A 25,402-nucleotide genomic window follows, 5' to 3' on the forward strand; every position below is an offset into this window, starting at 1 on the left:
GCGAACGCTTTCCAATGAGAGAACTATGGCTTCCTCCGTTCAGCCGCTTGTCAACATCAACAACTATCCGTTGCTGAAGCTGATTGATTCCCCGCACGATCTGCGGCGGCTTGACCCAACGCAATTGCGCCAGGTCTGCGCCGATGTGCGCAACTACATGATTGATGTCATCACGCAAGTTGGCGGGCATTTTGGGGCCGGGCTTGGCGTGGTGGAGCTGACGGTGGCCGCCCACTACGCCTTCAACACCCCAAAGGATAAGCTGGTGTTCGACACCGGGCACCAGGGCTACCCCCACAAAATCTTGACCGGGCGGAAGGAACGCCTGCATACCATTCGCCAAAAAGGGGGGCTAAGCCCTTTCCTGAAACAGGAGGAGAGTGAGTACGACATCTTCGGCGCGGGCCACGCAACCACCTCTATCTCCGCCGCGCTTGGCCTTGCCGCCGCTCGCGACCTGAAAGGGGAGGATAACCACGTGGTTGCCATCATTGGCGACGGGGCAATGACCGGCGGAATGGCCTACGAGGCCATGAACAACTGCGGCCTGCAGAAGCGCCGGATCATCGTGGTGCTGAACGATAACCGGATGTCCATCGCGCCGAACGTCTGGGCCATTAGCAATTACTTCACGCAGATTGCGCAAACCACCATCGCCCAAAAAATCCGTGGCCGTGTGTGGGACCTTACCGGCGAAATGGGAAACTGGGGCGACCGCTTCCGCCGCCTTGCTTCGCGGATTGAAAACGGGGTGCGTGCGGTGATTACTCCAGGCATTTTGTTCGAGGCACTTGGCTTCCATTACTTCGGTCCCGAGAATGGCCACAACGTCACCAAGCTGGTGGATCTGTTCAACTTCGCAAAGGGGATTGACGGCCCGGTGCTGCTCCACGTCACCACCGAAAAAGGGAAAGGATTTGCCCCTGCCGAGGCCGACACGGCGCAGCGGTTGCACGCGCTTGGCGGCCCCACCGATAAAATCACCGGCAAGGCCATTGCCCAGCCAAACAGCGGCGCGCCAAAGCCACCAAAGTGGCAAGTGGTGTTCGGCCAGGCGTTGGTGGAACTTGCCCGCCAGAACCCCAGGATTGTTGGCATCACCGCCGCCATGCCCGACGGAACCAGTCTGGACCTTCTGCAAAAAGCCTTGCCGAACCAGTTCTTCGACGTTGGCATTGCCGAGGAACACGCCGTGACGTTTGCGGCGGGAATGGCGGTGGAGGGGGCAATCCCAGTGGTGGCGATTTACAGCACCTTCCTGCAGCGTGGGTTCGACCAAATCGTCCACGATTGCGCGTTGCAGCATCTTCCGGTGATCTTCGCAATGGACCGCGCCGGAATCGCCGGGAACGACGGCCCAACCCACCACGGCGCGTTGGACATCAGCTACCTTCGGATTATCCAGGACATCGTGGTGATGGCACCAAAAGATGAGCAGGAGCTTCGCGACATGCTTTTCACCGCCGTCAACCACAAGGGGGGACCGATTGCCTTCCGCTACCCGCGTGGCGAGGGCTACGGCGTGCCGGTGCGGAAGGAGTTCCAGCAGATCCCAATCGGAAAAGCGGAGACGATGCGGGCCGGGCGCGACGTTGCAATCCTTGCCATTGGCGACATGGCGTGGCGCGCGCACCAGGTCGCCGAGCTTCTGCAATCCACCGACGGCATCAGCTGCGAGGTGGTGAATGCCCGATTTGCCAAACCGCTGGACACCGCCATGATTGACGACATCTGCACCCGATTCGACAAAGTGGTGACGCTGGAAAACAACGTGGTGGCCGGCGGCTTTGGAAGCGCGGTGTTGGAGTACGTGGCAACGCAGCCCTACCATGAGAAGGTCAACATCAAAGTTCACGGCTTGCCCGCCAACACGTTCGTGGAGCATGGCAACAGCGAGGACCTGTTAGCCGAGCTGAATCTGATGCCGGAGGGAATCGCCGACGTGGTGCGGGAGTTCATCGGGTTGCCGCACGGAGTTGGCCATCTTGTGTCAGTCTGAGAACAATGTTGTAAAGAGGGGGGGGAAGAGACTATTTTTGCGCTCCCTTTTAAGAAAAGGGCGTTGATTCCGTAGCTCAGCGGTAGAGCATCTGACTTTTAATCAGAGGGTCTTGGGTTCGAGTCCCAACGGAATCACTCAAGGGAATCGGCAATCGCCGATTCCCTTTGTTTTTGCTCCTTGGATAGGGGGAGCTCTCCAATCCCAAACAACGCCAATCAGCATTCGCATTGAAAACGCTGTAGGGCTGTAGTAACTACTACAGCCCCACGCTTTTTTAGCTGTGCGCTACTATTCCTGATAGATCCAGAGCTTTTTATACTCAATGCAAAATGGTTTATGAAATTCTTCATAGAGAAATGCACTCTACCCTTTAATGGTTCCACCCTTTGACTTTGCATAAGGTGAATTGATTGTTATGATTGTCTCCAATAATTTAAACACCTCTCACTTCACATGTCTTTTAATCTTTCTTCTTTTTTAAATTTATCTTTTGCATTCATTACGGTTAAATTCATAAAAGATATTTCCACTCCACGAATGTTGTTTCCTGTTTTGCAATTGATAGTAATAGATATATTTTTTGATTTATAATCCCAATAAGAATATAGATAAGCATCTGAAGACAAGTCTTCATCCCAAATTTCTTGATCGTTATCACGAATTTCTCTCAGAATAGTAAGCCATTTAAATGAATCTGGTTTAGGATTGCCGTATTTTGTCTTAAGCAGTTCTCTTAAATTTTCCCAACGATCAATTGCTTGAGCACCTTCTAAGTCATATTTAACATTTATATAGTAGATTCTGTTTTTAAAAAAACCAACAATCCATCGTTCGGCAGAAAAGCCAGCATATTGGCCGCCTGAATATTCTAGAACGGAAATATTAGTATCGTTATTTCCATTTTCATCCTTTCCATGCCGGTTTTCTTTAAATTGAATTTTTTCAACAGAATCTAAAACTTTCCGTACTTCATCTACACCTGCATTCCATGGAATGCCGAGAAATAACGGAGGGGATTTTTTCTGCGCATTTACTGGGCAAATCGCTATAATCAAAATAAAACATATTAGAGTTGCTTTCACGCTAATCCTCCTTCGGTTGGTTAAGGTTTGCCGAACAGTTGCAATAGCTTCGATCAACGTAGGTTTTATTTCCGCTGGATGCGTAGTAATAGCATCCTCCTTTAGGGCCGGTGTAGAGCGTGTGGCCATTATAGGTTCCGCACGTCCATTCCGTCTGGCCAGCGTGTGGGTCTGCCGAGTTTGCTGGGTCATCCGCAGATGTGGATTGATTGCAGCCTGCAATCAGGAGAACTCCAATGAGTAGTGAGAAAATTGTTTTCATAGTTGAGTTGCTTGTTTGTATGCTAACAGTGCTTGAGCAAATGGTTCTGCGCATCCCGGAGCAGAACAGTAAATAGATTCCTGGTATTTATTCCCCACGCTGATTTCGAGAAAATCATACCGTAGAACAGGAATCTGCTTATTATCCTTCATACGTTTGTCAGGTCCACCACTCTTATTTACATATTTCCAAGTTTGACCAACTACGGGTGCATCCTTTGGAATAAAAAATCCATCTTCAATGAAATCTTGAGTTCTTGCTTTTATTTGAACATCAGAGTATTCTAAGCGTAACCATTGGCCGGAAATACGAGTAATCATACAATCTGGTAGAAAGTATAATGGTGGACTGGTTTGGAAACCAAAGACTTTAATATTTAAATGAATTTTAGAAAGAAAGCCAATAACGTTACCTACAACAGCACCGGCAGATTTACGACTTACTAAGCTGCCTGCACCAGCATTCCGTTTGCTTTCCTGCTGAGTAATGTTTTTTGAAGAAGTTTGCTCGTGAATCTTTTGGCTTTTTGCAACTCCTGCAAATGCTTCCATTAATTTGAGGTAATTAGCGTCTTCAGCCAGTGATGGATCGTATGATAAAGTTAGACGATTGGCGTTCTTATCCTTAATGAAAATTATCCATACGAGAATAGGACCACCTATGATGACAAGAATCGTCAATGGAATTTTAATTACCGGAACAAGTGCGGCGATGATGATTGCAGGAAACCATCCTACTGCATACAGCAGCCAGCGTCGAGCTTTCTTTCTGTTAAGTTGTTCAAGTGCTTCTTGTGTTAGCATAATTGGTAGGAGTAGAAAATGGAGGTTTGACCGGATAATCTCAAAGTTTTTCGCTGAATCTTCGTTGATCCTTGATAAGTTAGGTGGATAGTGAGATGCTCGTAAGCGTGTATGCACTCACTGTGGTAGCAACACGGCGAAAATATGCCAACGCCAACAACAAAACCAACTGGAAAATGAGTCTATAGTCTGTATTGGCGAGGGAAGTGGCCAACCGGGCGGCCTATGTGGTTAATGCCTGAGTGAGCCGCTGTGCAATCATAGCCACCACAGCATCACTTGCTGCCACTACTCTTCCGTGGTTTCGCACCCTGTGAGCCTGCTTGTCGTGAGGTGGGCTTGGGCTGGAGTTCCATTTGGGCTTTGGCTTCCCGAAGTATCTTTCCTATGGCATCTAGATAAGCGGCTTCCACCTCGGGGTCATCAAATCCAATGTCGCCTGGGTTCTCATCTGGTGGCCCAAGGTCTGGTAGTTTTTTCATCGTATGATCTCCTTCTATTGCTGATGTTGTATGAACGCACTGCGTGCATAGTAGGCAATCTGGTTTTCATGTGCAACAATTCTTGCGGCTGCTCCATTCCTTGCTCCGTGCGATTGCCTGCGCCCCGCTTCTACGCCGGCGGGGCGTGGGGGAGGAGAGAGGGGAGAGGGAAGAATATCTGCGGCACTCACAGCCAGCAATCCAACCCTGGAGTTCTGCCAAATTTGCTGCGAGATGTTGCGAGCGGAAGGATATTATCCCGAAGCAGCTATATTCGCGGCCTATTCTGCTGGACGCGCCGGAGCCAAGCCTCCCTTCCTATCCAAAAGCGGGCGCGGCGCAGAATCAGCGCAAGATGAAACTGTGGTGATGTGGAGCTGCTGTTCGCAAAGGACCAAGCTCCCAACGGAATCACCAACGTTGGCGAAATCACCTTCAGCGCGATTTCGCACAGAAAAAAAATAGAACATCCGCGGGGAGTTTTTAGAAGAGTATTCATCGGTTCCTCCCGCGAAAACGTTTCCGAATCATTTGAGGCCAAGTCCCGTGCGACTGTATCATACCCAATCCCGTCAGGTCCGGAAGGAAGCAGCGGTCAGTATAGGTGCAGTGTGATACGGATCAGCTTGGCCTCATTTTTCTTTTTACACGCAACAGAAGCAACACTGCTGCAATATTCACGGTGATATGCCGCGGCCCGCAGCGGCGCAACTTCCACGGACGGTCGTTTCCCACTGGCAACTGCGGCTCCCTCTTGTTTTGGGCTGAGCCACACGCTGCAAGATGAACGATCCCCTTGCCGAAGCCGCAAGCCGCGCTGCCGGATGGGTGCTGATGCTCCATTTTGGAATGATACGTACGTGCGAAAACCCGCATCCACACTGTCGCGGCTGCAACGCCTGCCGACACGCGCACGGATGCAACAGAACATCGTTGTTTTCAGTGGGGTCTCTTGTTGGATTCCCACTTGCCCGAAAATAGATACGCTCGTTTCCGCGCACGTTTCCTCTTCCCAAATTTCCTGCACAACGGCTCCCCATCGGCATGTCACCCCCTTTAACGCCGATCCATGAAAAAAGAGATCATCATCAACGCAACCGCCACTGAATTGCGCGTTGCTATCAACGAAGACGACCGCCTTGCCGAAATTTTCCTTGATGTCCCCGATAAACAACGCCACGTTGGCTCCGTTTTCTTAGGCCGCGTCCAGCGGATCGTCCAGGGGATGAACGCCGCGTTTATTGACATCGGCGAGGAGCAAGATGCCTTCCTCCATTTCTCCGATGCCGCCAACGCCATGGACGAGTACAAGGACGCAATGGATGACGACGACGACGACCTGATTGATGAGGAAGGTGAGGATGCCCTTGAGGCCGCCGAAGCCGCCAACGAAGCCGCTGCCGCCGCTTCCCAAAAAACCAGCCAGCCTGCTCCACAAACCTCCGAACGCCGTGGCCAGCAACCGCAGCCACGCGGCAAGCAGCAGCAGCAACCACCTTCCCCATCAGCCACTGCTCCGCAAACTCCATCTGGCCAGCAGCCCCAAAAACAAGGGGGTGCGCAACCAGGAAAGGGAGCAGCCCCACAACCCACAAAGCCAACCCAGCCAACAGCCCAGCAACCACAGGGACGGCAGCAGCAGGGAACACAGCCGCAACAACAAAAAGGCGGCCAAGCCCAGCAACAACGTCCACAGCAGCAGGGACAACAACAGCCGGGCCAGCAACAATCCGGCCAACAGCAGCGTGGTGGCCAGCAGCAACAAGGTCAGCAGGGACAAGGGAAGCCACAGCAGGGACAACAGCAATCCCGCCCGCAACAGCAAGGCCGGCCTCAGCAGCAGGGAGGGCAGGCTCAACAATCGCAGCAGCAATCAAGGGGAGGAGCGCAGCAGCAGGGAGGGGGGGGGCAGCCATCCGCCGGGCAGCATTCGCAACGCCCGCAACAGCAGCCAAGCCAGCAACCACGCCAACAGCAACCGCAGGGTTCGCAGCAGCAACGGAACCAGGGGCAGCAACGCCCGCAGCCAAATGCGCAGCAACGCCCGCAAACTCCATCCGTTGCGGCAGCGGAGCCTGTTGAGCCGGAAGAACGCTTGCTGGCAGACCTTGCACAACCTGAGGAATCAACATCCCAAGAATTTGCCCCAAGCCACGCAGCCGATGCTGCGCCGGAAGGGAAAAAGAAGAAACGCCGCCGTGGCCGCCGTGGCCGTGGGAAAAGCCACCATGAACAGCCACCAGCTTCAGCAACGGAGGGGGATGCCCAGGAGAACGCTTCCGCTACTATTTCGGTAGCTCCGTCAGAAGCTCAGATAGATGCTCAGCCAGCAACTCCGCCTGCGGCTCCCACGGCTGAGAAGGCTCCCGCTGTGGCCCCTGCCAAAGCAAAAGGTCGTGCCGGACGGCCAGCCAAACGTGCAGCGAACGTGACTCCAACCTCGGGCGAAGCTCAATTGGAAATAGAGGTCCCGCAGGCCAAAGCACCGGCCACCGTTCCCGAAGCATCCGCGACGGAAACCCCAGCTGTGGAAGCCGCCGCGCCGCAAAAACGGCGCGCAACGCGGAAGCCAGCCGTTGCCGCCGAACCTTCATCGGCCACAGCTCCATCAGCCACAACTCCATCAGCCACAACTCCATCAGCTACAACTCCATCAATCACAACGGAGCCGGCATTGGCCTCAGCTTCGGTTCCGTCGGATGCTGCCGCTGTCACTCCATCCAAGCCGAAAAAGGCTGCGTCCAGCCGGAAGAAAGCTGCGGTGGCGAAGGCTGATCCAGAGGTGAAAGGTGAGTTGCCTGCGGAGAGTTCGCCAGCCGTATCCGCCACGGAGGAAGGGGAAGCCACCGCGCCGCCGAAAAAGGCCGCCGCAACAAAACGCGCAACGGCAAAGCCCGCAACCACAAAGCGTGCCCCAGCAAAACGGGCAACCGCTGCCAAGAAGAAAGGGGGGGAAGAAGGGGAATCGGGCGCGGCGGTGATGGATGCCAAGCTCCCAACATTCCAAACCAAGCGGAGCGGGGAAGTGACGATTGCGTTGGAGCGTGGCCAGGACATCCTTGTGCAAGTCACCCGCGAATCGTACGCCAGCAAAGGGGTGCGCGTCACCACAAAAGTGACGTTGGCCGGGCGGTTCCTTGTGTTGCTTCCGTTGGAGCCAGCGATTGGCGTTTCGCGGAAAATTATGAGCGTGAAGGAGCGCCGGCGGCTGCGCCGCATTGCCCGCAGCATCCTTCCCGAAGGGCATGGCTGCATCATCCGAACCGTGGCCCAGGAGAAGGACGAAGAGCTGATCCGAAGCGATCTGCAAAAGCTGATTGAAACGTGGCAGACGATTGAGCAACGGGTGAAGGCCGGCCAAAAACCGGGGCTGATCTACAAGGAGCAATCCATTGCCGCCACCGTCATGCGGGACCTGTTCACCCCCGACATCACCCGCGTGGTGATTGACAGCAAATCGCTCCACAAAGCAATCCGCGAGTACGTGGAATGGGCCGCCCCAGCACTGGCCGAAAAAATTGAATTGTACACCGGCGATGCCCCGATTTTTGAATCCTTCGGCATCGAGCGGGAGCTTGAAAAGATGATGTTTGACCGCAAGGTCTATCTCCCCTCCGGGGGCTATATCATCCTTGAGCAAACCGAGGCGATGATGGTGATTGACGTAAACAGCGGGCGCTACGCAGGGAACAAGGAGCAGGAACTGAACTCGCTAAAAACCAACATCGAGGCCGCCCGCGAGATTGCTCGGCAGATTCGCCTGCGCGACATCGGCGGGTTGCTGGTGGTGGATTTCATTGACCTGTACGAAGAAAAAAATCGGAAGAAGGTCTATGATGAATTGAAGAACCATCTGCGCCGCGACCGCGCAAAATCGGTGGTGCTGCCGATGACCCAGTTTGGGCTTATCCAGATGACGCGCCAGCGGGTCCGCCAGCAGGTGCTGCAGACCCTCTCGGAAGGATGCCCCACTTGTGCCGGAAGCGGCCTGGTCCCAAGCAAAAGCACCGTTGCCCGGAAAATTGAGCGGTGGCTGCTTTGCTTCAAGGAAACCTCGCGTGAGTTCCGGCTGACCCTTGCGGCGCATCCATCCATCATCAGCTACCTTACCGAAGGTTCCGTCAGCCGCCTGACGCAGTTCATGCTGAAGTACTTCGTTCGCATCAAGGTTATCCCGAACGACTCGCTTCCGGTGGACCAATTCCAATTCTTCTCCGTGCGCCAACAAACCGACATCACCGAGAAGTACCTGCCGAAGGAGGCCATGGCGCATTAACGCCGGACCACTTTTCCAACTCTATGCTGCAGCGCACACTTACCATCCTTGGCTCGACCGGCTCGATTGGGACCCAGACGTTGGACGTTGTTCGGAGCAACCCAGCGCGGTACCGCGTTGGGTATCTGACAACCAACCGGCGTGGGGACTTGTTGGCCCAGCAGATCAAGGAGTTCCGCCCAACCGGCGTGGTGGTGTTCGACCCCGCGGTTGCCCAGCAGATCCGCCAGCAGTTCGGTGCGCAGGTGGAGGTGATGGAGGGGGAGGAAGGGGCCTGCGAGGTTGCTTCCCGCCCAGAGGTTGATGTTGTGGTCAGCGCGTTGGTGGGGTTTGCGGGGGTGCGGCCCACCATTGCGGCAATCAAACAGGGGAAGCGGATTGCGCTGGCAAACAAGGAGACGCTGGTTGCTGCTGGCGAGCCAATCGCCAAATTATTGAAGCAGCACAACGCCGAACTGATCCCCGTTGACAGCGAGCACAGCGCGATTTACCAATGCTTGGTTGGGGAGTCCGCAGCCGAGATTGAGCAGCTGATCCTGACCGCAAGCGGCGGGCCCTTCCGCGATTTTCCCGCCGACCAATTCCGCCAGATCACCCCGGCGCAAGCGCTGCGCCACCCGAACTGGAGCATGGGCCCAAAAATCACCATTGACTCCGCCACGCTGATGAACAAAGGGTTGGAGGTGATTGAAGCGCGGTGGCTGTTCGACGTGCCCCCGCAGAACATTGGGGTGGTGGTGCATCCGCAATCCATCATCCACTCCATGGTGCAATTTGTTGATGGATCGGTGAAGGCCCAGCTTGGGTTGCCCGATATGCGGCTTCCGATTCAGTACGCGCTTGGCTGGCCGGAGCGGATCGCCAACGATTACCAGCGGCTAAGCCTTCCGCAGCTGCAATCGCTGACGTTTTCCGAACCCGATTTCCAGCGGTTCCCCTGCCTGGGCCTTGCCTTCGAGGCGTTGCGCCGGGGGGGGACGGCTCCGGCAATTTTGAACGCTGCCAACGAGGTCGCAGTTGCCAGTTTTTTGGATGGAGAGCTGCGGTTTACCGACATCCCGCGCTGCATCGAGCGTGCGTTGGAGCGTGCAGAAATCGTAGATTCTCCGTCGCTGGATGATATCCTTGCCGCCGATGCACGAACGCGCAAGGATGTACGTCGGGAAGGTGCCAGTACCAACTAATCATTCAATTCCCAGATCGCAAGCATGCTCGAGGTAATCGGTGAAGTTCTACTCTATGCCGTGGCGTTTATCCTGCTGATCGGCATTTTGGTGTTTGTTCACGAGCTTGGCCATTTCCTGGCGGCCCGCTGGACCGGGATGCGCGCAAATATCTTTGCAATCGGAATGGGACCCCGCTTGCTTGGATGGAACAAGCGGAACGGCTTCACCTTCGGCAAGCTGCCGGAAGATGTTGAGCTGGGCGACGACACCGATTACCGAATCGCCGCATTCCCAATCGGCGGCTACGTGAAAATCTCCGGCATGGTGGACGAAAGCATGGACACCGACTACACCAAGACCGAGCCGCAGCCGTACGAGTTCCGCTCCAAAAACGCTTGGCAAAAGGCCTTTGTGATCTCCGCCGGGGTCATCATGAATATCCTGCTGGCGATTCTGGTGTTTGCCGGGCTGAATTGGTTGGCCCCAAAGCAGCTGCAAGCCACCTCCACCGTTGGCCCGTTGGAGACCACCGGCGCGGCATTCGAGGCCGGCCTGCGCCAGGGGGATAGCATCGTCAGCATCAACGGGCGGGCGATTGCCACCTTCGACCAGGTTGACCGGATCATCTACAACGACTCCGCCGACAGCGACATCACCCTGGAAGTGGTTCGCAACGGCGCGCCGAAGCAGATCGCCATTCGCCGGATAGAGATCCCACCATTCAGCAACAGCAACCGGACCTCCATCATTCCATTCCCGGCGTACGTGTCGGTGAAGATCAATGGATTGGCCGAAGGGATGCCGGCCATTGCCGCCGGTTTCCAGCCGAACGACTCCGTGATTGCCGTTGATGGCCAGCCAATCCACGCTGCCTTCCAACTTTCCAGCTACCTATCGCTGCGGAAAAACCAGGAGGTGGCGATAACGATTGGGCGCGCTGGCCAGGTGATGGAGAAACGGGTGAAATGCGACACAGGGGGGAAGATTGGGGTGATGCTGGCAACGGAGTACAACGGCCCAAAACAAAGCCGCGAAATGGGGCTTGGGGAATCCTTTGGGGAATCTATCAGCCAGGTCCAGAATGTTGTGGGGAACATCTTCGGGATGATCGGCAAACTCTTCTCTGGGCAAGCGCGGCTGAAAGATTCCGTTGGCGGCCCGGTGGCGATTGCCGACTTCGCCAAAGAAGCATTCAGCTTGGGGTTGGATAAATTCTTGTACCTGCTTGCGCTTCTCTCCATCTCCTTAGCGGTGATGAATATCCTTCCGGTTCCGGCGCTTGACGGGGGGCATTTGGTGTTCATCATCGTCGAGGCAATCATCCGCCGCGAAGTTCCGGTAAAAGTCCGCATGGTGTTCCAGCAAGCGGGCTTCGTGCTGCTGCTGATCTTCATGGCCTACGTGATTTTCAACGACATCGCCAGAAGAATATGATGGGGTGGGTGTGAGATGGATGGAGTGTGAGATGGAATGATGGGGGGCGGGTACAGCACGCGCTGGCGATTGTTCACCGATCCTGCTAATTCATAGAAACCATGCGCATCCTTGTCACCAACGACGACGGCATTGACTCCCCGGGAATCTACGCGCTTGCCGAAGCATTGCGCGGGGTGGGGGAGGTCACCGTTGTTGCACCAAACCAGCAGCAATCGGCGGTTGGGCACGCGCTGACGGTTGCCGTGCCGTTGCGGGTTCACCCGTACGAACGGAACGGGAAACCGTTTGGCCACGCCGTCACCGGAACCCCAGCCGATTGCGTGAAGCTGGCGGTTGATACCCTTCTTCCCGAACGCCCCGACATTGTGGTCAGCGGGATCAACCACGGGCGGAACACCGCTGTGTCGCTGATCTACTCCGGAACCGTCAGCGCGGCCACCGAAGGGACACTGCTTGGCATCCCCTCGATCGCCATCTCGCTAGATAGTTTTTCCTTGAGTGCGGATTTTTCCCACGCTGCGGCCATTGCTGCGTGGCTTGTGCCGATTCTTCATGCGCGCCGCCTTCCCCGTGGCGTTTTGTTGAACGTGAACGTGCCGGCAATCCCCCAAAGCCAAATCAAAGGGGTGCGGATTGCCGAGCAAGGAAGCTCCTTCTGGAACGACCGCTACGAGGTCCGGCACGACCCGATGGGCCGGCCCTACTACTGGCTTACCGGAGCCTACATCCCCGACGGCCACAGCGGAAGCGATGACCTGCTTCTGACCGACGGCTACGTCACCATCACCCCAATCCACTACCGCCTAACGGACCACACCATGCTGGAAGAACTGCGAACATGGGGGGTGGAAAGTGCCGCGCCTCCGCAAGAATAAACCGGCGCAGTGCAACGTGCCAAGTGGTGTTTCTGTAGTGGGCAAAATGGGTCCAGCGGAAGCAGTTTTTACGTTTGTGTAGTAATCAGCCGATCGGTATGTTTTACCGATTACCTACCATTCTGCGAGCAACAGCATTGATAACCAATTACGATAACACGATCATACAAGGCGACTGCTTAGAAATTATGAAGCAATTGCCGGAGAAGGCCTTTGACCTTGTTGTCACCTCGCCGCCATATAATCTTAAAAATTCTACGGGGAATGGGATGAAAGATAGCAGGGGGAGTAAATGGCAAAATGCTCTTCTTACCAATGGTTATTCTCACCATAGCGACTGTATGCCACATGCAGAATATGCGGAATGGCAGCACGATTGCTTAAAAGAGATGCTACGATTAACAAGCGATAACGGAGCGATTTTTTATAACCACAAATGGAGAGTGCAGGATGGATTACTGCAAGACAGAGCGGATATTATTCGTGATCTTCCTGTCCGGCAAATCATTATTTGGAAACGGAAAGGGGGAATTAATTTCAACGCAGGGTACTTCCTGCCAACCTATGAAGTGATTTATCTGATTGCAAAGCCAGATTTTAGGCTTGCACCAAAAGCCAATGCTTTCGGCGATGTTTGGGAGTTTAAGCAGGAGATGAAAAATGATCATCCTGCCCCATTCCCTATTGCGCTGATTGATCGCATTATTAACTCCACATTTGCAAAAAACGTTCTTGACCCATTTATGGGAAGCGGAACCACAGCAATTGCGGCGTTAATGAACAACAGAACGTACACAGGAATTGAAATTTCCCCCGACTACTGCTCAATGGCGGAAGCTCGCATTAAAGATTTTCGTCAAGAGCTTCAGCTGGAATTTTCAACATACTCACCATCGTAGCAATGGCCTCGGCAACAATCGTGTCGGAAATTCAGAACAGGTGGCATAATTAAGGTGAAATATATCTTCCATGTTGTCACGTTCGATGAAGATTTGTCGGATGAAAAAATCACTCTGCTTGGTGAGCAACGGCAGATTTTTTATTTGCCGGACAATAGCAGGCGGTTGAAATATGCCAATGAGCATGTAGGACTAAAAAATTATGTGAGGCCTATTTCGCAGATTATTAACGATTTGCGCAAGCACCTATAACCTTAGGTACGTATCCAACAAAGCCGTGAATGCTTGATTCTGCGTTCACGGCTTTGTTGTTTATGCTGGCGTTTGATTTTCGGCGCGATTACTCCGGCAGCAGTTCTCCGGGAAGTAAATCGCTTTCTTGCGAATCTCCGTCTCCGCTGTCGGGCATGATGGAGGGGAGGGAGTACGGGGATTGCACGTTGTGGCCAACCACATCGTCCCCAGGCTCGCGGTGGCGGGTAAGGTAGAAGTTGATCAGCTTGCGGGCAATCGGGGCGGAGTAGGTTCCGCCAAATCCGCTGTTCTCCACCAGCACGCACATCGCAATTTTTGGTTTGTCGAACGGTGCGTAGCAAACAAACCATGCGTGATCCTTTTTCCCTTTCCCCGCCTGCGCGGTTCCGGTTTTTCCGGCAACGATGATGCTGTCCAGCCGTGCCGCCCGTGCGGTTCCGCCCGGGGTGTTTACCACGTCGTACATCCCTTGCTGGATCACCTGCAGAAGCTCCATCGGAATTCCCAGATTTTCCGGCTCGTAGCGGACGCGGTCAATCTCGTTGTTCAATCGGCGGTTGCGGACTGCACGGACCAGATGCGGCTTGTTCCACACGCCGTTGTTAGCAATAGCCGCACAGTAGGCGGCAAGCTGCAACGGGTTTACCAGCATATCGCCTTGCCCAATCCCCAGGTTCACCAGCGGGCCTTTCCACCGGTCTTTCCCATACTTCTTGTCCATGTATGCCCGCGATGGCATCAGCGTTCCCCCTTCAACAACGTCGGCACTGATCTTCTCGCCAAAGTGAAAAAGATGGGCGTACTTGTAGTAATTATCTATTCCCAACTGCAGGGCCAATTTGTAGTAAAACACGTTGCAGGAAACGTGAATTGCCTTCTGGACGTTCACCGCGCCATGCGCGCCGTGGCATTTCCAGGTGTTCCCGCCAAGCGTGAACGAGCCGGGGCAGGAGATGGTGGTTTTTGGGGTGATAATCCCCTCCATCAACCCTGCAATGGACATCAGCATTTTCCAGGTGGAGCCGCTGGGATAGACCGCTTGCGTTGCGCGGTTCATCTCCGGCACGCCAATCGTATCCTGCTTCAGTGCGCGGATTGCTTCACGATCGCGCGAGCCGCTGAAGATGCGAAGGTCGTAATCGGGCGCGCTGGCCATTGCAAGAATTTCGCCGGTGCTGGGGTCCAGCGCAACCACCGCGCCGTGGTACGGGCGCAGTAACTGCTCGGCATATTGCTGAAGCTGCGCATCTACCCCTAAGTAAAGGTCGAACCCGTTGAACGGCTTTAGGTCGTTGTTCCCATTGTTAAATCTTCCAACACGTTTCCCACGGTTGTTGACCAACAGGAACTCATACCCTTTCTCCCCCCGAAGCTCCGTTTCCCATGCCCGCTCCGTCCCGTTTTTGCCGATTAAGTCATTCCGCAGGTAGTAGTCGCCGGCGGTTTTTAGCTCACCTTCGCTGATTGGTCCGATATACCCAAGAATATGGCTTGCGCGAACTTCGGAGGTGTACTCCCGCTTGCTGTCTTCTTCAATATCAACGCCCGGAAGCTCGGTGTGAAGCTCGCTTAACCGCGCAAAGTCGGCATAGGTGACATCGCGGAAGATTTTTACCGGGGAGTAGTCGTTGGTTTTGAATTGCTTCACAAGGCGGTTGATCTCGGCAGTGTCCACCCGCATGATCGTCGCCAATTTCCGTTTGACTTCGGGATCCAGTTTGTTTGGGACGACGGAGATGCTGTAGGCCGGGACGTTCCCCACCAGCAACCGCCCGTAGCGGTCGTAGATCGCGCCGCGGTTCGGCTCGCGTACGCTCCGTTTTATCCCCTGGGCCTCCGATTTTTGGCGGTACTCGTTTCCTTCAATCAGTTGCAGCTGCACCAACCGCCCCACAAACGCCAACGCCACCAATCCCACAATCCCCATGAAGATGTTCTTCCGCGTGCGGGACCCAAATTGTTGTTCGTCGTTCATTGTTGTTGTCGTCGTCAAGTCTTGCTGCAAACTTACAACGCCAGCATGGCCGCAGGCAACGTGGAATGCAGAATGTCAAAACCCCGCACGATGATCGCTTCCTATCTTTTTGCCCCCTCTCACATTCTGACATCTTCCAAAACCTTCCACTTCCCCGATATTCCCATCCCTTTCACACACACTTGAGAAACCCATGCCCATAACCATTGAACGGATTGATAACGACTACCATTTCGTTGCCCGCAACGATACCGGCAATGAAGTGGCAATGGATGGCTCGCCAAACATTGGCGGCCACAACCTGGGCGCACGCCCCATGGAAATGCTGCTGATGGCCCTGGGCGGATGCAGCGGCATTGACGTTGTTTCCATCCTCCGGAAAGGACGGCAGGAGGTTGCGGAGTTCAGCATGGAAGTTCATGGCCAGCGGGAGCCGGGGGCCGAGCCATCGCTGTACCAAACCATCCATATCCATTACCGGCTGGCGGGGGAGTTGGATGCCGAACGGGTGCGGCGCGCAATTCAACTCAGCATGGAGAAATATTGCTCGGTAGCGAAAACGCTGGAAGCCACAGCAACCCTCACATGGTCCTTTGAACTGAACGGAGAACGGTATGAGTGAACCAACAAACCAACCCAACAAGCACCACGTGGAAACGGAGGTGATCCGCACCCAGCCGGAGCCGTCGGGGCATCGGGAGCACTCAAGCTCCATTTACATGACCAGCAGCTTCACGTTCAACGATGCCGAGCACGCCCGGGCATTGTTTGCCAACGAGGTCCCCGGCAGCATCTACAGCCGGTACAGCAATCCCAACAGCGATGAGTTTGTTGAAAAAATGAAGTTGCTGGAAGGGGCCGAAGATGGAGTTGCCACGGCCTCGGGGATGTCGGCAGTGTTTACCACGATTGCCGGGCTGCTCCGTGCGGGGGACCATATCCTTTCCTCCAAATCGGTGTTTGGCAGCACCCACCAGATGCTGACGCAGATCCTTCCGCGCTGGGGCATCACCCACAGCTACGGCCCGATTGACGCGCCGGAAACCTGGGCTGACCTTGCCACCGAAAGCACCCGGCTTTGCTACGTAGAGACCCCTTCCAACCCCGCGTTGGATTTGATTGATTTGGAGTGGCTTGGCCAGTTCTGCCGCCAGCGGGGGATTCTCCTTGTGGTGGATAACATCTTCGCCACGCCAATCCTTCAGCAGCCGATTCGCTTTGGCGCGGACCTTGTTGTCCACTCGGCCACGAAGTACATTGATGGGCAAGGGCGCGGGCTTGGCGGGGCGATTAGGAAGGGGGGAGCTGGTGGAAAAGATCAGATTTTTTGCGCGCCACACCGGCCCTTCAATCTCACCCTTCAACGCTTGGATGTTCAGCAAAAGCCTGGACACACTGGCGATTCGGATGGAGCGGCATTGCGCCAACGCCATGGCGCTGGCGCAATTTCTGGAAGGGCGTGCGGAAGTAGAGTTCGTGAAATATCCGTGGCTAGAATCGCACCCGCAGCACCAGCTTGCACGGCGGCAGATGAAGGCTGGCGGGGGGATTGTCACGTTTGTGCTGCGCGGCGGGATTGATGCCGGGCGGCGGTTCCTTGACGCGCTTCGGCTCTGCTCGCTAACGGCCAACTTGGGGGATGCCCGCACCATTGCCACACACCCCGCCAGCACCACCCACAGCAAGCTAACCGAAGAAGAACGCCGCGAGGTGGGAATCCTGCCGGGGTTGGTAAGAATTTCGGTGGGGCTGGAACACCCCGATGATATCATCACCGATATTGAAGGGGCGTTGCATCAGTCGGCTGTCTGAAGCAGATCATAGCTCATACCGTAATCCAGCGCTCCATCGAATTCCTTCGTTTGGGGCCGTGGGGGTGCGGTGTTGCAGAACCGGAGCAAGCAGCAGGCATTCGGCTCCAATACTTCCATATCGTACTTCGGTGCCAAGTTGAAGGTAGCCACTGGTTGCTGCCATTGCCGCATCGTCGGTGCCGGCAATTTTTCCGGTGCCGATGCTCTCCAACCGTCCTCCAGCCAATCCAACAACTGCAAGCTGCAATTGATTATTGCGATAGAGATCGCGATTCACTGTTGCGGTAATCGCGATGCTGTTCCCTTGCTGATCGCGCCGAGCGTTAGAGGTATTGAGGGTTCCCATGGCATCGGCGGCCAGGGTCCAATCGCGTAGTTGAATTGTTCCACGAAGGTTTGCCAGAACATCCACCGACCCGCTTCCAATTTGATATTCTTGTGGCAACCGGACACCATGATCATCGGTAAGATCAGTTGCCCCGGTTGGCAATTGCACTCCTGCGCCAACCATCAAAACGTATGGCACCGAACCCGGAGCATTGCTGGCACTGATGTAGTGACCAAACAGCGTGATATCTCCAATCCCTCTAGAGCGGAGTGTGGTTGCTGACCGTGCAGTAATTGCCACTGCTGGCAACGTTACTGTTGCCATAAGCTGCTCCGAAAAATGGTGCTGATATGCTGCCTCAACTGTTGTTCGGGACTCATAGTAGGGGGTCGCTGTGGTTGTGCTGTGGCCTTGGTGAAAGAGTTGCAATCCACCTTGCTGGCCCTTTCCTCCTGCGGTTGTTTTATCCAGATTGTTGCCGTTGCTTATCCCCTCAGGAATATGTTCTGAATGCTGGAATAATGCCCGTACCGTTATCAGATCGGCAGCGGTGTAGAATGGGTTGATGCCCATTAAACAACTGCAAAAATCACACGCGATAGAGGAATGCGTTGTTGCTGTTATCAGCACTATTGTGGCTGCAAGAGTTTTGGCAAGAATGTTCATGGTGATCGGTTTTTGGTTTAGGTATGCTGGGGGCTACCATGGATTGCGAAATGCGGGATTGCTGATGAACACAGAGTCTGTCAGTGCATTCAGGAATGCAACGATGTCGGTGATGTCTTGATCGCTAAGCCCAAGCGGGCGCATCAGGGGATCGCGGTTGGGATGAAGTTTCCCGCCAGAGTTGTAATGCCGCACCACTTCTTCCAATGTTTGGAATCGTCCGTCGTGCATGTAGGGGGGCGTTACAGCGATGTTCCGCAATGTTGGGGTGCGGAAACTGCCATTATCGCGCCCAAGATTCGTGACACGTGCCCTGCCTTCATCCACCGAAACGGAATCAATGCCATTATTGTGGAATGTGTTATCGGTAAAATTGAAGCTGACATGGCAATGGAAGCAATCGCCTTCTTCGCCAAAGAACAGGTTGTTCCCACGCACTGCCGAGGCGGTCATCGCGCTGGTTTGGCCGCGTCGCCAGCGGTCATAAGGGGCGTTTGAGCTGATAAGCGTCCGCTGAAATGTTGCCAGCGATTTCGTTATCCGTTCCAGGGTTATTTCTTCGTTATTCCAAGCATTGCGGAACAACTCCCGGTAGCGCGGTTCGGTTTGCAGCCGCGCAACCAGCGTATCGGTGTTCATATTCATCTCGTCGGGGTGGATGATTGGGGCAATGGCTTGTTGCTCCAACGTAGGAACGCCGCCGTCCCAGAAAAACGAGGTGTTGTAGGCGATGTTGGTTAAGGCCATGGCATTACGAGTTCCTGTGCGTCCGGCAAACCCTTTGCTAACCCGATTAAATCCATCGGAAAATGCGTGCTGCTGTTGATGGCAAGAAGCACATGAAACGGAGTAATCAGCACTGAAACGTGTATCGTAAAACAGATAACGGCCTAACTCTGCTTTTTCTGGTGAGTATGGGTTGTCCTTTGGGGTAATAATCGCTGGAAAATCTTTTGGAGTTTCCAGCAATGGTAGTTCTATCGTGCCGGTGGCATCGCCACAACCAATCGTTGTGGCGATGCCCAGCAGTGCAAACACAAGAAAATGTACCTGCAATCTGTTCATAGGGGTATTACTTGACGGTGATACTGAACAGGGTAGCTGTATTGGCTGCAGTTCGGTCGGCCAGTGCTTTGGGGCCAACATGATGCACCCGCTCGTTGTCGTTTTTCCCGGGTTGCAATGGTTCCCCAGGTGTTAATCCTTGAGTGAAGAGCTTGGAGTAATCAGCATGGACCACAACAGTGGTGGTATCCTTCCCAATAGTGAACGGAGCATCAAGGATGATGTGTTGGTAACGGCTGTCCTCGCCAATATGGTAGGCGAACGTCGTGTTTACCCCGTCAACATCAACTCTTCCTTCAATCCTGTGGAAAATGTATCCCGGAACCCAGGACCAGTACATGCCAGAGTTCGGTCCCAGTGGTGGTTCCTGCGTGGCTGCATCAAGGTGGTTGCTGGCTTGCGGAACACCGATATGAAAATGCACAGCTTTGTAGCTCCCGGCATTGGCCATCGTTGATAGTTCTACCAAGCCAGTGGCCGAATTATTCGGCATGGTAAAATCAACAAGGATCAGGGTGTCAAGCTCTACTGGTGCCCCAGTTTCGGGAATCAGTTCAATCCCGGTGACGTAGAATTTTATGCCAGTAAATCGTACAGTTTCGTTGGCAATGGTCTGGTAAGGCGTGTCGAACACCAACGGTGTCGCGCCGAACATCGGCACGAATTGCAGGGTGAAATGCTGCGGCCCCGTTACTGGTGGATCCGTGGCATTATCGCTACAAGAAGCCACAAGGCAACATGAGAGAAGAAGGTACAGCGCGGACAGAATGCGATTGTTAGACATGATGGTTGTAGTTGTGCTTGTTGTTGTTGCGTGAATATGATGATTCGATCCACCAAGCATCTTGCGTTATCCCACCATAACCAAATCAAGGCCTGTTTCAGGCTTGTGAACGGCATATGATGGCATTCCCAAAATGCTGATGGAAATGAAGGAATACCCCAGATTGGATTCCCGCCAGCGCGGCCAACCTAAGTGCAATCAAACGGAAAGAATAGAATTAGCAGATTGGCGGTGGATGGTCAATAGCCTGCGGGAGGCCTTGACAAAGCGGGCTTGCGGAGGATTCAGGAAAAGGAAGGAGAGTGATAATACTGGGTGTGGGGATCAACACAGATTTCATTGCCAAGCAAGGAAGTTGTTCGGGCAGGATAATCCGTACTCCGGGTTCCTTGCCTTCTTCTTCCTGCATCGCCACTTTAGTGGTATGGCATTTACCGTGGCAACATGGATCTGTTGGATTCTGGCAGTAGAGTGCTGCGATGATGTCGCTGTTGACTGCATAGGTTATCCACGTCAGCAATGACCCTTCGGTTTGGATCACGAAGGCCAGAAGCATGATGATGTGGGGAACCTTGCGTAGCATCAGATGAACGAGGCGGTCTGGTTAGTAGCAACAAAAATAGAGGAACGCAGCCTCCAGAATGATGATGTAGGTCAGTATAAAAAGAAGGCCGTATAAAAAAACGGGACGACGATGGCGGCGTTGGTTTGGGGCGTGCTTACTGGGCGACCTTCTGCTCAATCATCACCGTCACGCCGCGTGTAAGGGTTCGGCCTTCCGGCAGGTCGTTGGTAAAGCGGTCGGTCTCGATGTTGCCGCCGGCAGAGATCACCGCCACCCCTTTCAGCCCACGCTGCGTGGCCATTTGGCGGATGGTTTCGGCCACGCGGTCGGCGCGTTCGGTGGCAAGCTCGCGGTTGTTCTGTTGGTTCCCCAAACGGTCGGCATGGCCGGTGACGGTAACGCGCGCCCCGTTGCGAAGCACTTTCCCAATCTCTTCCACCAGCATCTTATTCCCGCGTGTGAACTCCGCCGAACGGACATCGTAACCAGCAAGGGTGAAGTTTATCAGTTCTTCGTCCCCAGCGCGGGCAACCACATTTCCGGCGGCTGCGCGGCGGGCAACAACCAGCGGAACAGCCGTCACGGCCCGAACCACCCGCCCCGTTGAATCTTCAACCCGAAGCTGTGCGAACAGTGGGGGAATCGTGGATTCAGGGGTTTCGCGCACGATGTCCCACATCAATTCCGATTCATCATCGTTGCCGTCGCTGGTGAATCGCCCAATCTCCTTCCCCTGGTGAAGGATGGAAAGTTCCCACTGTTTCACCCCCGCTTCTGCATCGAACGTAGGGTTGATTTTCAGCATTGGCGGAACCAGGCTCAGCTCCTTTTTCTCGGTAATCACCGGCGATAAAATCTCTGGCGAATCGGAAAGGATTTCCACGCGGCGGTTGTCGGCGCGCCCGTCTTCGGTGGATTCGTTCGAGCGTTGCAGCAGCCCTTTGCTGTTTGGGGCGATTGCAATCCGCGAAGAATCAATCTCCCAAGCGCGAATCAGGTAAGCCCGAACCTCAAGCGCACGGACGCGTGCAAGCTCCGGAGCCTCCCCGCGTGAAATCTGGCCGACCAAGGTGATGCGTGCCGCTGTGTCCTTCTTCATCCGCGAGCCAATCACGTTCATCACCTGATGCTGCACAACGATGGGGTTGTTCCCGGCAAGATTGCTCACCGTGAACCGCTCGGCCATTGTGCGGGTCACCGTCTTGTATCGGTCGGGGAAAACGGTGGCGTTCCGCTCAAAGAACACCGCCGGGAACAACGGCACAAAATGCCGCTGCGTGGTTTCCTTGGAGGAGATGACAACTTCGGGAAGCCGTTGGTCCTGCTCGTCAACGCTGAACAGGTCAATGTTTGCGCGCAGCATTGGCGGGGCGGCTGGTTTGGCCGGAAGCTCCACCACCGTTGCCGATCCCGGGTCCAGCGGCGAGGGGAGCACCACTTGCGGGGTGGCGTCAATGTAGTAGCTGATGCCGCCGCCAATGGTGTAATGCTGCCAGGCCCAATCCTTCAGCGGCGAAAGCGCGTTGCTGCTGAAGGTGAGATGGGGCATGATAACGGTGCTTCCCACCGTGAACTCATATCCCACATTCAGTTTTGGCCCCACGCTAATCATTGCTGCCTGCAGCGAGGAAGCCCCTTTCAGCGGTTGCTCCGAACTCCCGTCAGCAAACCGGTATCCTTGCGGCCCAAGGATGTGTTGCGTGTGCTCAAAGCTGGAGGCGATGTTCAGCCCGATGGAGGCCCCCACCCCAAGCTGCAACCGTTTGAAGGGATGCCACAGGGTCATCGCTTCCAGTCCAATGGTCATGTAGGAGGCTTTCAGCCGGAACTCTTCATCAATCCGAACAACGCGGTCGGTTCCGCGATTCAAGATAAGGGTTGGTTCCAGCGGTGGGGTCGCAAAATTGGCCGATGTGCGGGTGATGCTAAACCCACCGCCAACACCAAGCGTGCTGCTTAGCAGCTCCGGCAGCATAGCAAACCCGCCAACGGTGGCATTGAAGCGCCCGTTGGTGTAGCTGCCGCAAGCCGTTGAATTTCCGAACACGGGAATATCTGCCGTCTCCGTTCCGCTTGCCGCGCTAACGTTTGGTCCGGCAAAAATGCGTGTGGATGCGGGAATTGAAGGGATTTGCGAGAAGGTGGAGGGAGCCAGCAAAAGCGAAGCAAACCAACAGAGCAATGCGCGGCCCTGGTATGTGCCAGCACATACCCCTAACGAACTGAACCGCTGGGCAATAGGCATCTATGGGCTGCGTTAAAACTGTTGAGTGTGGCCACCGCCAGAAGAAAACGGGCGAACCAATTCGGCAGCAGGTTCGGGGCCGTTTTCCGAAAAGCACAGGATAAAGAGTCGCTGGCCAGAAGGATCGTTACACAGGTTGCGCCCAAATATACGGCAGTGACCGAAAGTCACAAGAACTATTCTGGCAACGGAAATCATGGTTGGTAGGCTTCAATCATGTTCCTGCTACCCAACCGATTCTTTGGCGGCTGGCCAAACGATTCTGTTTCCGTAACCTTGCAGCATGAAATCGGGAAGCCGGTATGTTGTAACCTTGCTGGGTGTGGCCATGCTTGTGGTGGCTGCGGTGGTTTTGTTGTTGCGGCATAGCGTGCCGCCACCAAAAGCCGAACGGGTTATTGCCTACGTTGGCCGCTTCAGCAACTTCCGCGACACCGTTCCGCTCAGCCGCCAGAAGCCGAACCCGTTTGATAAGATGCACGAAGCAGTGCTGCGCCAATATCTGAACGAGCTGAACGCCCGGCTAACCACCACCACTTTCACCCTGAAAACGTTCGATAACCGGCGGGACCCTCGCGTTTCCGATTCCCTGTACCGCTACGCCATCGCCCCCGACACCACTATTGTGATGGTGTTGGACAACACGTGGGGGGAACACCTTCAGCCTGCCGCCGCTTCCATCCGCCAGCAGCGCATCCCCATTATCAGCATGAATGCCGACAGGGGAAATGCGGATTATGGCGATGCCGCACTCTTCATCGGCAGCGATGACGACACCCCACAGGATGTCGCAACGTTTCTTCGGCGCGCACTCCGTTGCCAGCAAATTGTTTTTATCACCGAAGTTGATTACCCCCTCCATGAAGCCTATCAGCAAATTTTTGCCCACGATAGTGTTGGAATAATCCAGCAGTTTGATATCGTTGGGAAAAAATCGGTGGAGGATCAAGAGATGAATTTGCTCTTCCGTCGGCTCCGCGAACTTTTTGCACGCTCGCCGGAAGCCGCTACCGCTCCGATAGTAATTAACGCCCACCAAAAATGGGGAAATAAAATCATTGAATTTCTTGATAAGAACCTGAACGATGCAACAATTGTTGCCCCAATTATGGCATTGGATGTTGCGGTGGCAAGCAAAATAGGCGGGAATAATAACCAACTATTGGTGGTTAGCCGCCCGAACGATGCCGTTAGCCGAAAACTCAGTAACGACCTAGATGAACTTCGCATTGCTGCGCCAGAGTTGTTCGCATCATCGTCGGCTCCATTTTTCTTGAAGCGTTGCCAGGATGCTGTTTCCATCCTTGCTGGAATGCCAGGCGTGGATTCGGTTCCTCCGTCACGTGCTGCAGTTGGGCGTTATTTGGCTTCCCTTCGCGATTCACTGCTGGTTGGCGAGCACGACCTGTATGAATTTAACGGGAATCGCCTGGTGAAGGATATCTATTTTACGCGGTATCGTGGCCGCCAGTATTATTCCTACCCAATCCAACTCAATGCCGACCGCTCGGTTATCCCAAACCTGTTTTTTGGCGTAGATGTGCTGGATATTTATGACATTGATGCCAACAGCAACACGTTCAAATCGGATTTTTTCTACTGGGTGAAAGTTGATACCGGGCATCGTGATGCCGAGCGGAATTTGATTTTCCAGAACTTGCTGCAGAACGAAAGCAGCAAAGAATTAGTGATGCAGAAAATAGAAGAAGATATTGAGTATAAGCTGTACAAAGTCTCCGGAACATTCCACCACGATTTCGCCTTGGCCAATTATCCGTTGGATCAGCAAGAGCTGGCAATCAAAGTGGAAATACTTGCTCCTTCCAACGAATTAAAAATATCCTTCGACCAAAGCAGCCTTGATGAGGACGCGAAAATTTTTGAACGATTTAAGGTGCAGGCTTGGAATAAACTGAAGTATTACGTGACGGTGGATAATCGAATCGCCACCACCATGCGTGGCGACCCCGATAACCAGGAAGGGAAGCCGACGGTGTTTAAAAATTTCTCCTTCCGACTGTTGGTGGAACGGAAACTCCTTGGCCCGTTTCTCCAGATTGTTTTACCATTGATCCTTATTGGCTTTGTGGCAATTGCCTTGCTGTACGTTACCGACATTTCGTTTGAAAATCTTGGGGAAGTTAGTGTCGGTACGTTTTTGGGCATTATCACGTTCTCCATCGCACTCTCGAACATCACCCCCAGCAGTGATTATCTGACAAAAGCTGATTTATTATTCTGGGTGACGTTCATGGTGGTGTTGGTCAGTTTTATCACCGTCATTGTGGTGAACTCACGATTCCGGCTTGAGCAACTGCAAGGGGTAAGCATCCGCCCAATCAGCTACGCTCTGACGGTGGTGTATCCGCTTTGCGTTCTATGGGTGCTGCTCTGGTATTAGGGGGCCGAGGCTGGCCCTTA

At 54.3% G+C, this 25,402-nt stretch carries 17 protein-coding genes, 1 tRNA gene, 1 other RNA gene and 1 pseudogene; 12 read left to right on the top strand and 8 right to left on the bottom strand.

Annotated features, from left to right (window positions below):
* Nucleotides 1-25: 25 nt before the first annotated feature.
* Together IPM61_11640 and IPM61_11645 are read left to right on the top strand one after the other, a co-directional pair.
* On the top strand, nt 26-1,999 hold the full coding sequence (locus IPM61_11640) for a 1-deoxy-D-xylulose-5-phosphate synthase (GenBank protein ID MBK8911968.1): 1,974 nt from the start codon (nt 26-28) through the stop codon (nt 1,997-1,999).
* A 65-nt stretch (nt 2,000-2,064) separates the two neighbouring features.
* A tRNA-Lys gene (locus IPM61_11645) sits at nt 2,065-2,136 on the top strand.
* 315 nt (nt 2,137-2,451) lie between these two features.
* On the opposite strand, the gene IPM61_11650 is transcribed toward IPM61_11645, so the two are convergent.
* Together IPM61_11650 and IPM61_11655 are read right to left on the bottom strand one after the other, a co-directional pair.
* Nucleotides 2,452-3,276, bottom strand: coding sequence for a hypothetical protein (locus IPM61_11650; GenBank protein MBK8911969.1), 825 nt, complete (start codon nt 3,274-3,276; stop codon nt 2,452-2,454).
* 66 nt (nt 3,277-3,342) lie between these two features.
* Nucleotides 3,343-4,149, bottom strand: a complete 807-nt coding sequence (locus IPM61_11655; protein MBK8911970.1) for a hypothetical protein — start codon at nt 4,147-4,149, stop codon at nt 3,343-3,345.
* Nucleotides 4,150-4,701: 552 nt separating this feature from the next.
* On the opposite strand from IPM61_11655, the gene IPM61_11660 reads away from it, so the two are divergent.
* From IPM61_11660 to IPM61_11690, 7 genes are all read left to right on the top strand, one after another.
* On the top strand, nt 4,702-5,001 hold the full coding sequence (locus IPM61_11660; GenBank protein ID MBK8911971.1) for a hypothetical protein: 300 nt from the start codon (nt 4,702-4,704) through the stop codon (nt 4,999-5,001).
* 165 nt (nt 5,002-5,166) lie between these two features.
* Nucleotides 5,167-5,266: signal recognition particle sRNA small type (gene ffs, locus IPM61_11665), an RNA gene on the top strand.
* A 434-nt stretch (nt 5,267-5,700) separates the two neighbouring features.
* Nucleotides 5,701-8,907: an Rne/Rng family ribonuclease gene (locus IPM61_11670; protein ID MBK8911972.1), complete on the top strand. Its 3,207-nt coding sequence runs from the start codon at nt 5,701-5,703 to the stop codon at nt 8,905-8,907.
* Nucleotides 8,908-8,930: 23 nt separating this feature from the next.
* Nucleotides 8,931-10,091, top strand: a complete 1,161-nt coding sequence (locus IPM61_11675) for a 1-deoxy-D-xylulose-5-phosphate reductoisomerase (protein ID MBK8911973.1) — start codon at nt 8,931-8,933, stop codon at nt 10,089-10,091.
* Between the two features lie 24 nt (nt 10,092-10,115).
* The gene (gene rseP, locus IPM61_11680; protein ID MBK8911974.1) at nt 10,116-11,507 is read left to right on the top strand and encodes an RIP metalloprotease RseP; all 1,392 of its coding nucleotides are present in this window, start codon (nt 10,116-10,118) and stop codon (nt 11,505-11,507) included.
* 101 nt (nt 11,508-11,608) lie between these two features.
* A complete protein-coding gene (gene surE / locus IPM61_11685) occupies nt 11,609-12,385 on the top strand; it encodes a 5'/3'-nucleotidase SurE (protein ID MBK8911975.1) in 777 nt (258 codons plus the stop codon).
* A gap of 98 nt (nt 12,386-12,483) precedes the next feature.
* Nucleotides 12,484-13,284 (top strand): site-specific DNA-methyltransferase, encoded by an 801-nt coding sequence (locus tag IPM61_11690; protein ID MBK8911976.1) that lies wholly within the window; start codon nt 12,484-12,486, stop codon nt 13,282-13,284.
* 340 nt (nt 13,285-13,624) lie between these two features.
* On the opposite strand, the gene mrdA is transcribed toward IPM61_11690, so the two are convergent.
* Complete coding sequence (mrdA, locus tag IPM61_11695; protein ID MBK8911977.1) at nt 13,625-15,514, bottom strand: penicillin-binding protein 2; 1,890 nt, start codon at nt 15,512-15,514, stop codon at nt 13,625-13,627.
* A gap of 193 nt (nt 15,515-15,707) precedes the next feature.
* Here mrdA and IPM61_11700 point away from each other — a divergent pair, with 193 nt between their 5' ends.
* Nucleotides 15,708-16,136, top strand: coding sequence for an OsmC family protein (locus IPM61_11700; GenBank protein ID MBK8911978.1), 429 nt, complete (start codon nt 15,708-15,710; stop codon nt 16,134-16,136).
* Nucleotides 16,129-17,326 (top strand): annotated as a pseudogene (locus tag IPM61_11705) (aminotransferase class I/II-fold pyridoxal phosphate-dependent enzyme). The gene IPM61_11700 and the pseudogene IPM61_11705 overlap by 8 nt, the downstream one beginning before the upstream one ends.
* A gap of 6 nt (nt 17,327-17,332) precedes the next feature.
* Here the strand turns inward: IPM61_11705 and IPM61_11710 are convergent.
* The 5 genes from IPM61_11710 to IPM61_11730 all read right to left on the bottom strand — a co-directional run bounded on the left by IPM61_11710 (nt 17,333) and on the right by IPM61_11730 (nt 22,981).
* The gene (locus IPM61_11710) at nt 17,333-18,229 is read right to left on the bottom strand and encodes a hypothetical protein (protein MBK8911979.1); all 897 of its coding nucleotides are present in this window, start codon (nt 18,227-18,229) and stop codon (nt 17,333-17,335) included.
* A gap of 126 nt (nt 18,230-18,355) precedes the next feature.
* A complete protein-coding gene (locus IPM61_11715; GenBank protein ID MBK8911980.1) occupies nt 18,356-19,387 on the bottom strand; it encodes a c-type cytochrome in 1,032 nt (343 codons plus the stop codon).
* Nucleotides 19,388-19,394: 7 nt separating this feature from the next.
* A complete protein-coding gene (locus IPM61_11720) occupies nt 19,395-20,171 on the bottom strand; it encodes a hypothetical protein (GenBank protein MBK8911981.1) in 777 nt (258 codons plus the stop codon).
* 217 nt (nt 20,172-20,388) lie between these two features.
* Nucleotides 20,389-20,754: a hypothetical protein gene (locus IPM61_11725; protein MBK8911982.1), complete on the bottom strand. Its 366-nt coding sequence runs from the start codon at nt 20,752-20,754 to the stop codon at nt 20,389-20,391.
* 136 nt (nt 20,755-20,890) lie between these two features.
* Entirely contained in the window at nt 20,891-22,981 is a 2,091-nt protein-coding gene (locus IPM61_11730) for an OmpA family protein (protein MBK8911983.1), read from the bottom strand.
* Between the two features lie 283 nt (nt 22,982-23,264).
* Here IPM61_11730 and IPM61_11735 point away from each other — a divergent pair, with 283 nt between their 5' ends.
* Nucleotides 23,265-25,382 carry a hypothetical protein gene (locus tag IPM61_11735; GenBank protein ID MBK8911984.1) on the top strand — a complete coding sequence of 706 codons (2,118 nt, stop codon included), beginning with the start codon at nt 23,265-23,267 and terminating at the stop codon, nt 25,380-25,382.
* Nucleotides 25,383-25,402: the final 20 nt, after the last annotated feature.

This window comes from Chlorobiota bacterium, from assembly GCA_016710285.1.
Taxonomy (GTDB): Bacteria; Bacteroidota; Ignavibacteria; order OLB7; family OLB7; genus OLB7.

What these genes read in the sequence shown, in the direction of transcription:
- IPM61_11640 (MBK8911968.1), top strand. Translation starts at nt 26, where the DNA reads ATGGCTTCCTCCGTTCAGCCGCTTGTCAACATCAACAACTATCCGTTG.
- IPM61_11650 (MBK8911969.1), bottom strand. Translation starts at nt 3,276, where the DNA reads ATGACCCAGCAAACTCGGCAGACCCACACGCTGGCCAGACGGAATGGA.
- IPM61_11655 (MBK8911970.1), bottom strand. Translation starts at nt 4,149, where the DNA reads ATGCTAACACAAGAAGCACTTGAACAACTTAACAGAAAGAAAGCTCGA.
- IPM61_11670 (MBK8911972.1), top strand. Translation starts at nt 5,701, where the DNA reads ATGAAAAAAGAGATCATCATCAACGCAACCGCCACTGAATTGCGCGTT.
- IPM61_11675 (MBK8911973.1), top strand. Translation starts at nt 8,931, where the DNA reads ATGCTGCAGCGCACACTTACCATCCTTGGCTCGACCGGCTCGATTGGG.
- rseP (MBK8911974.1), top strand. Translation starts at nt 10,116, where the DNA reads ATGCTCGAGGTAATCGGTGAAGTTCTACTCTATGCCGTGGCGTTTATC.
- surE (MBK8911975.1), top strand. Translation starts at nt 11,609, where the DNA reads ATGCGCATCCTTGTCACCAACGACGACGGCATTGACTCCCCGGGAATC.
- IPM61_11690 (MBK8911976.1), top strand. Translation starts at nt 12,484, where the DNA reads ATGTTTTACCGATTACCTACCATTCTGCGAGCAACAGCATTGATAACC.
- mrdA (MBK8911977.1), bottom strand. Translation starts at nt 15,514, where the DNA reads ATGAACGACGAACAACAATTTGGGTCCCGCACGCGGAAGAACATCTTC.
- IPM61_11700 (MBK8911978.1), top strand. Translation starts at nt 15,708, where the DNA reads ATGCCCATAACCATTGAACGGATTGATAACGACTACCATTTCGTTGCC.
- IPM61_11710 (MBK8911979.1), bottom strand. Translation starts at nt 18,229, where the DNA reads ATGGGCATCAACCCATTCTACACCGCTGCCGATCTGATAACGGTACGG.
- IPM61_11715 (MBK8911980.1), bottom strand. Translation starts at nt 19,387, where the DNA reads ATGAACAGATTGCAGGTACATTTTCTTGTGTTTGCACTGCTGGGCATC.
- IPM61_11720 (MBK8911981.1), bottom strand. Translation starts at nt 20,171, where the DNA reads ATGTCTAACAATCGCATTCTGTCCGCGCTGTACCTTCTTCTCTCATGT.
- IPM61_11725 (MBK8911982.1), bottom strand. Translation starts at nt 20,754, where the DNA reads ATGCTACGCAAGGTTCCCCACATCATCATGCTTCTGGCCTTCGTGATC.
- IPM61_11730 (MBK8911983.1), bottom strand. Translation starts at nt 22,981, where the DNA reads ATGCCTATTGCCCAGCGGTTCAGTTCGTTAGGGGTATGTGCTGGCACA.
- IPM61_11735 (MBK8911984.1), top strand. Translation starts at nt 23,265, where the DNA reads ATGAAATCGGGAAGCCGGTATGTTGTAACCTTGCTGGGTGTGGCCATG.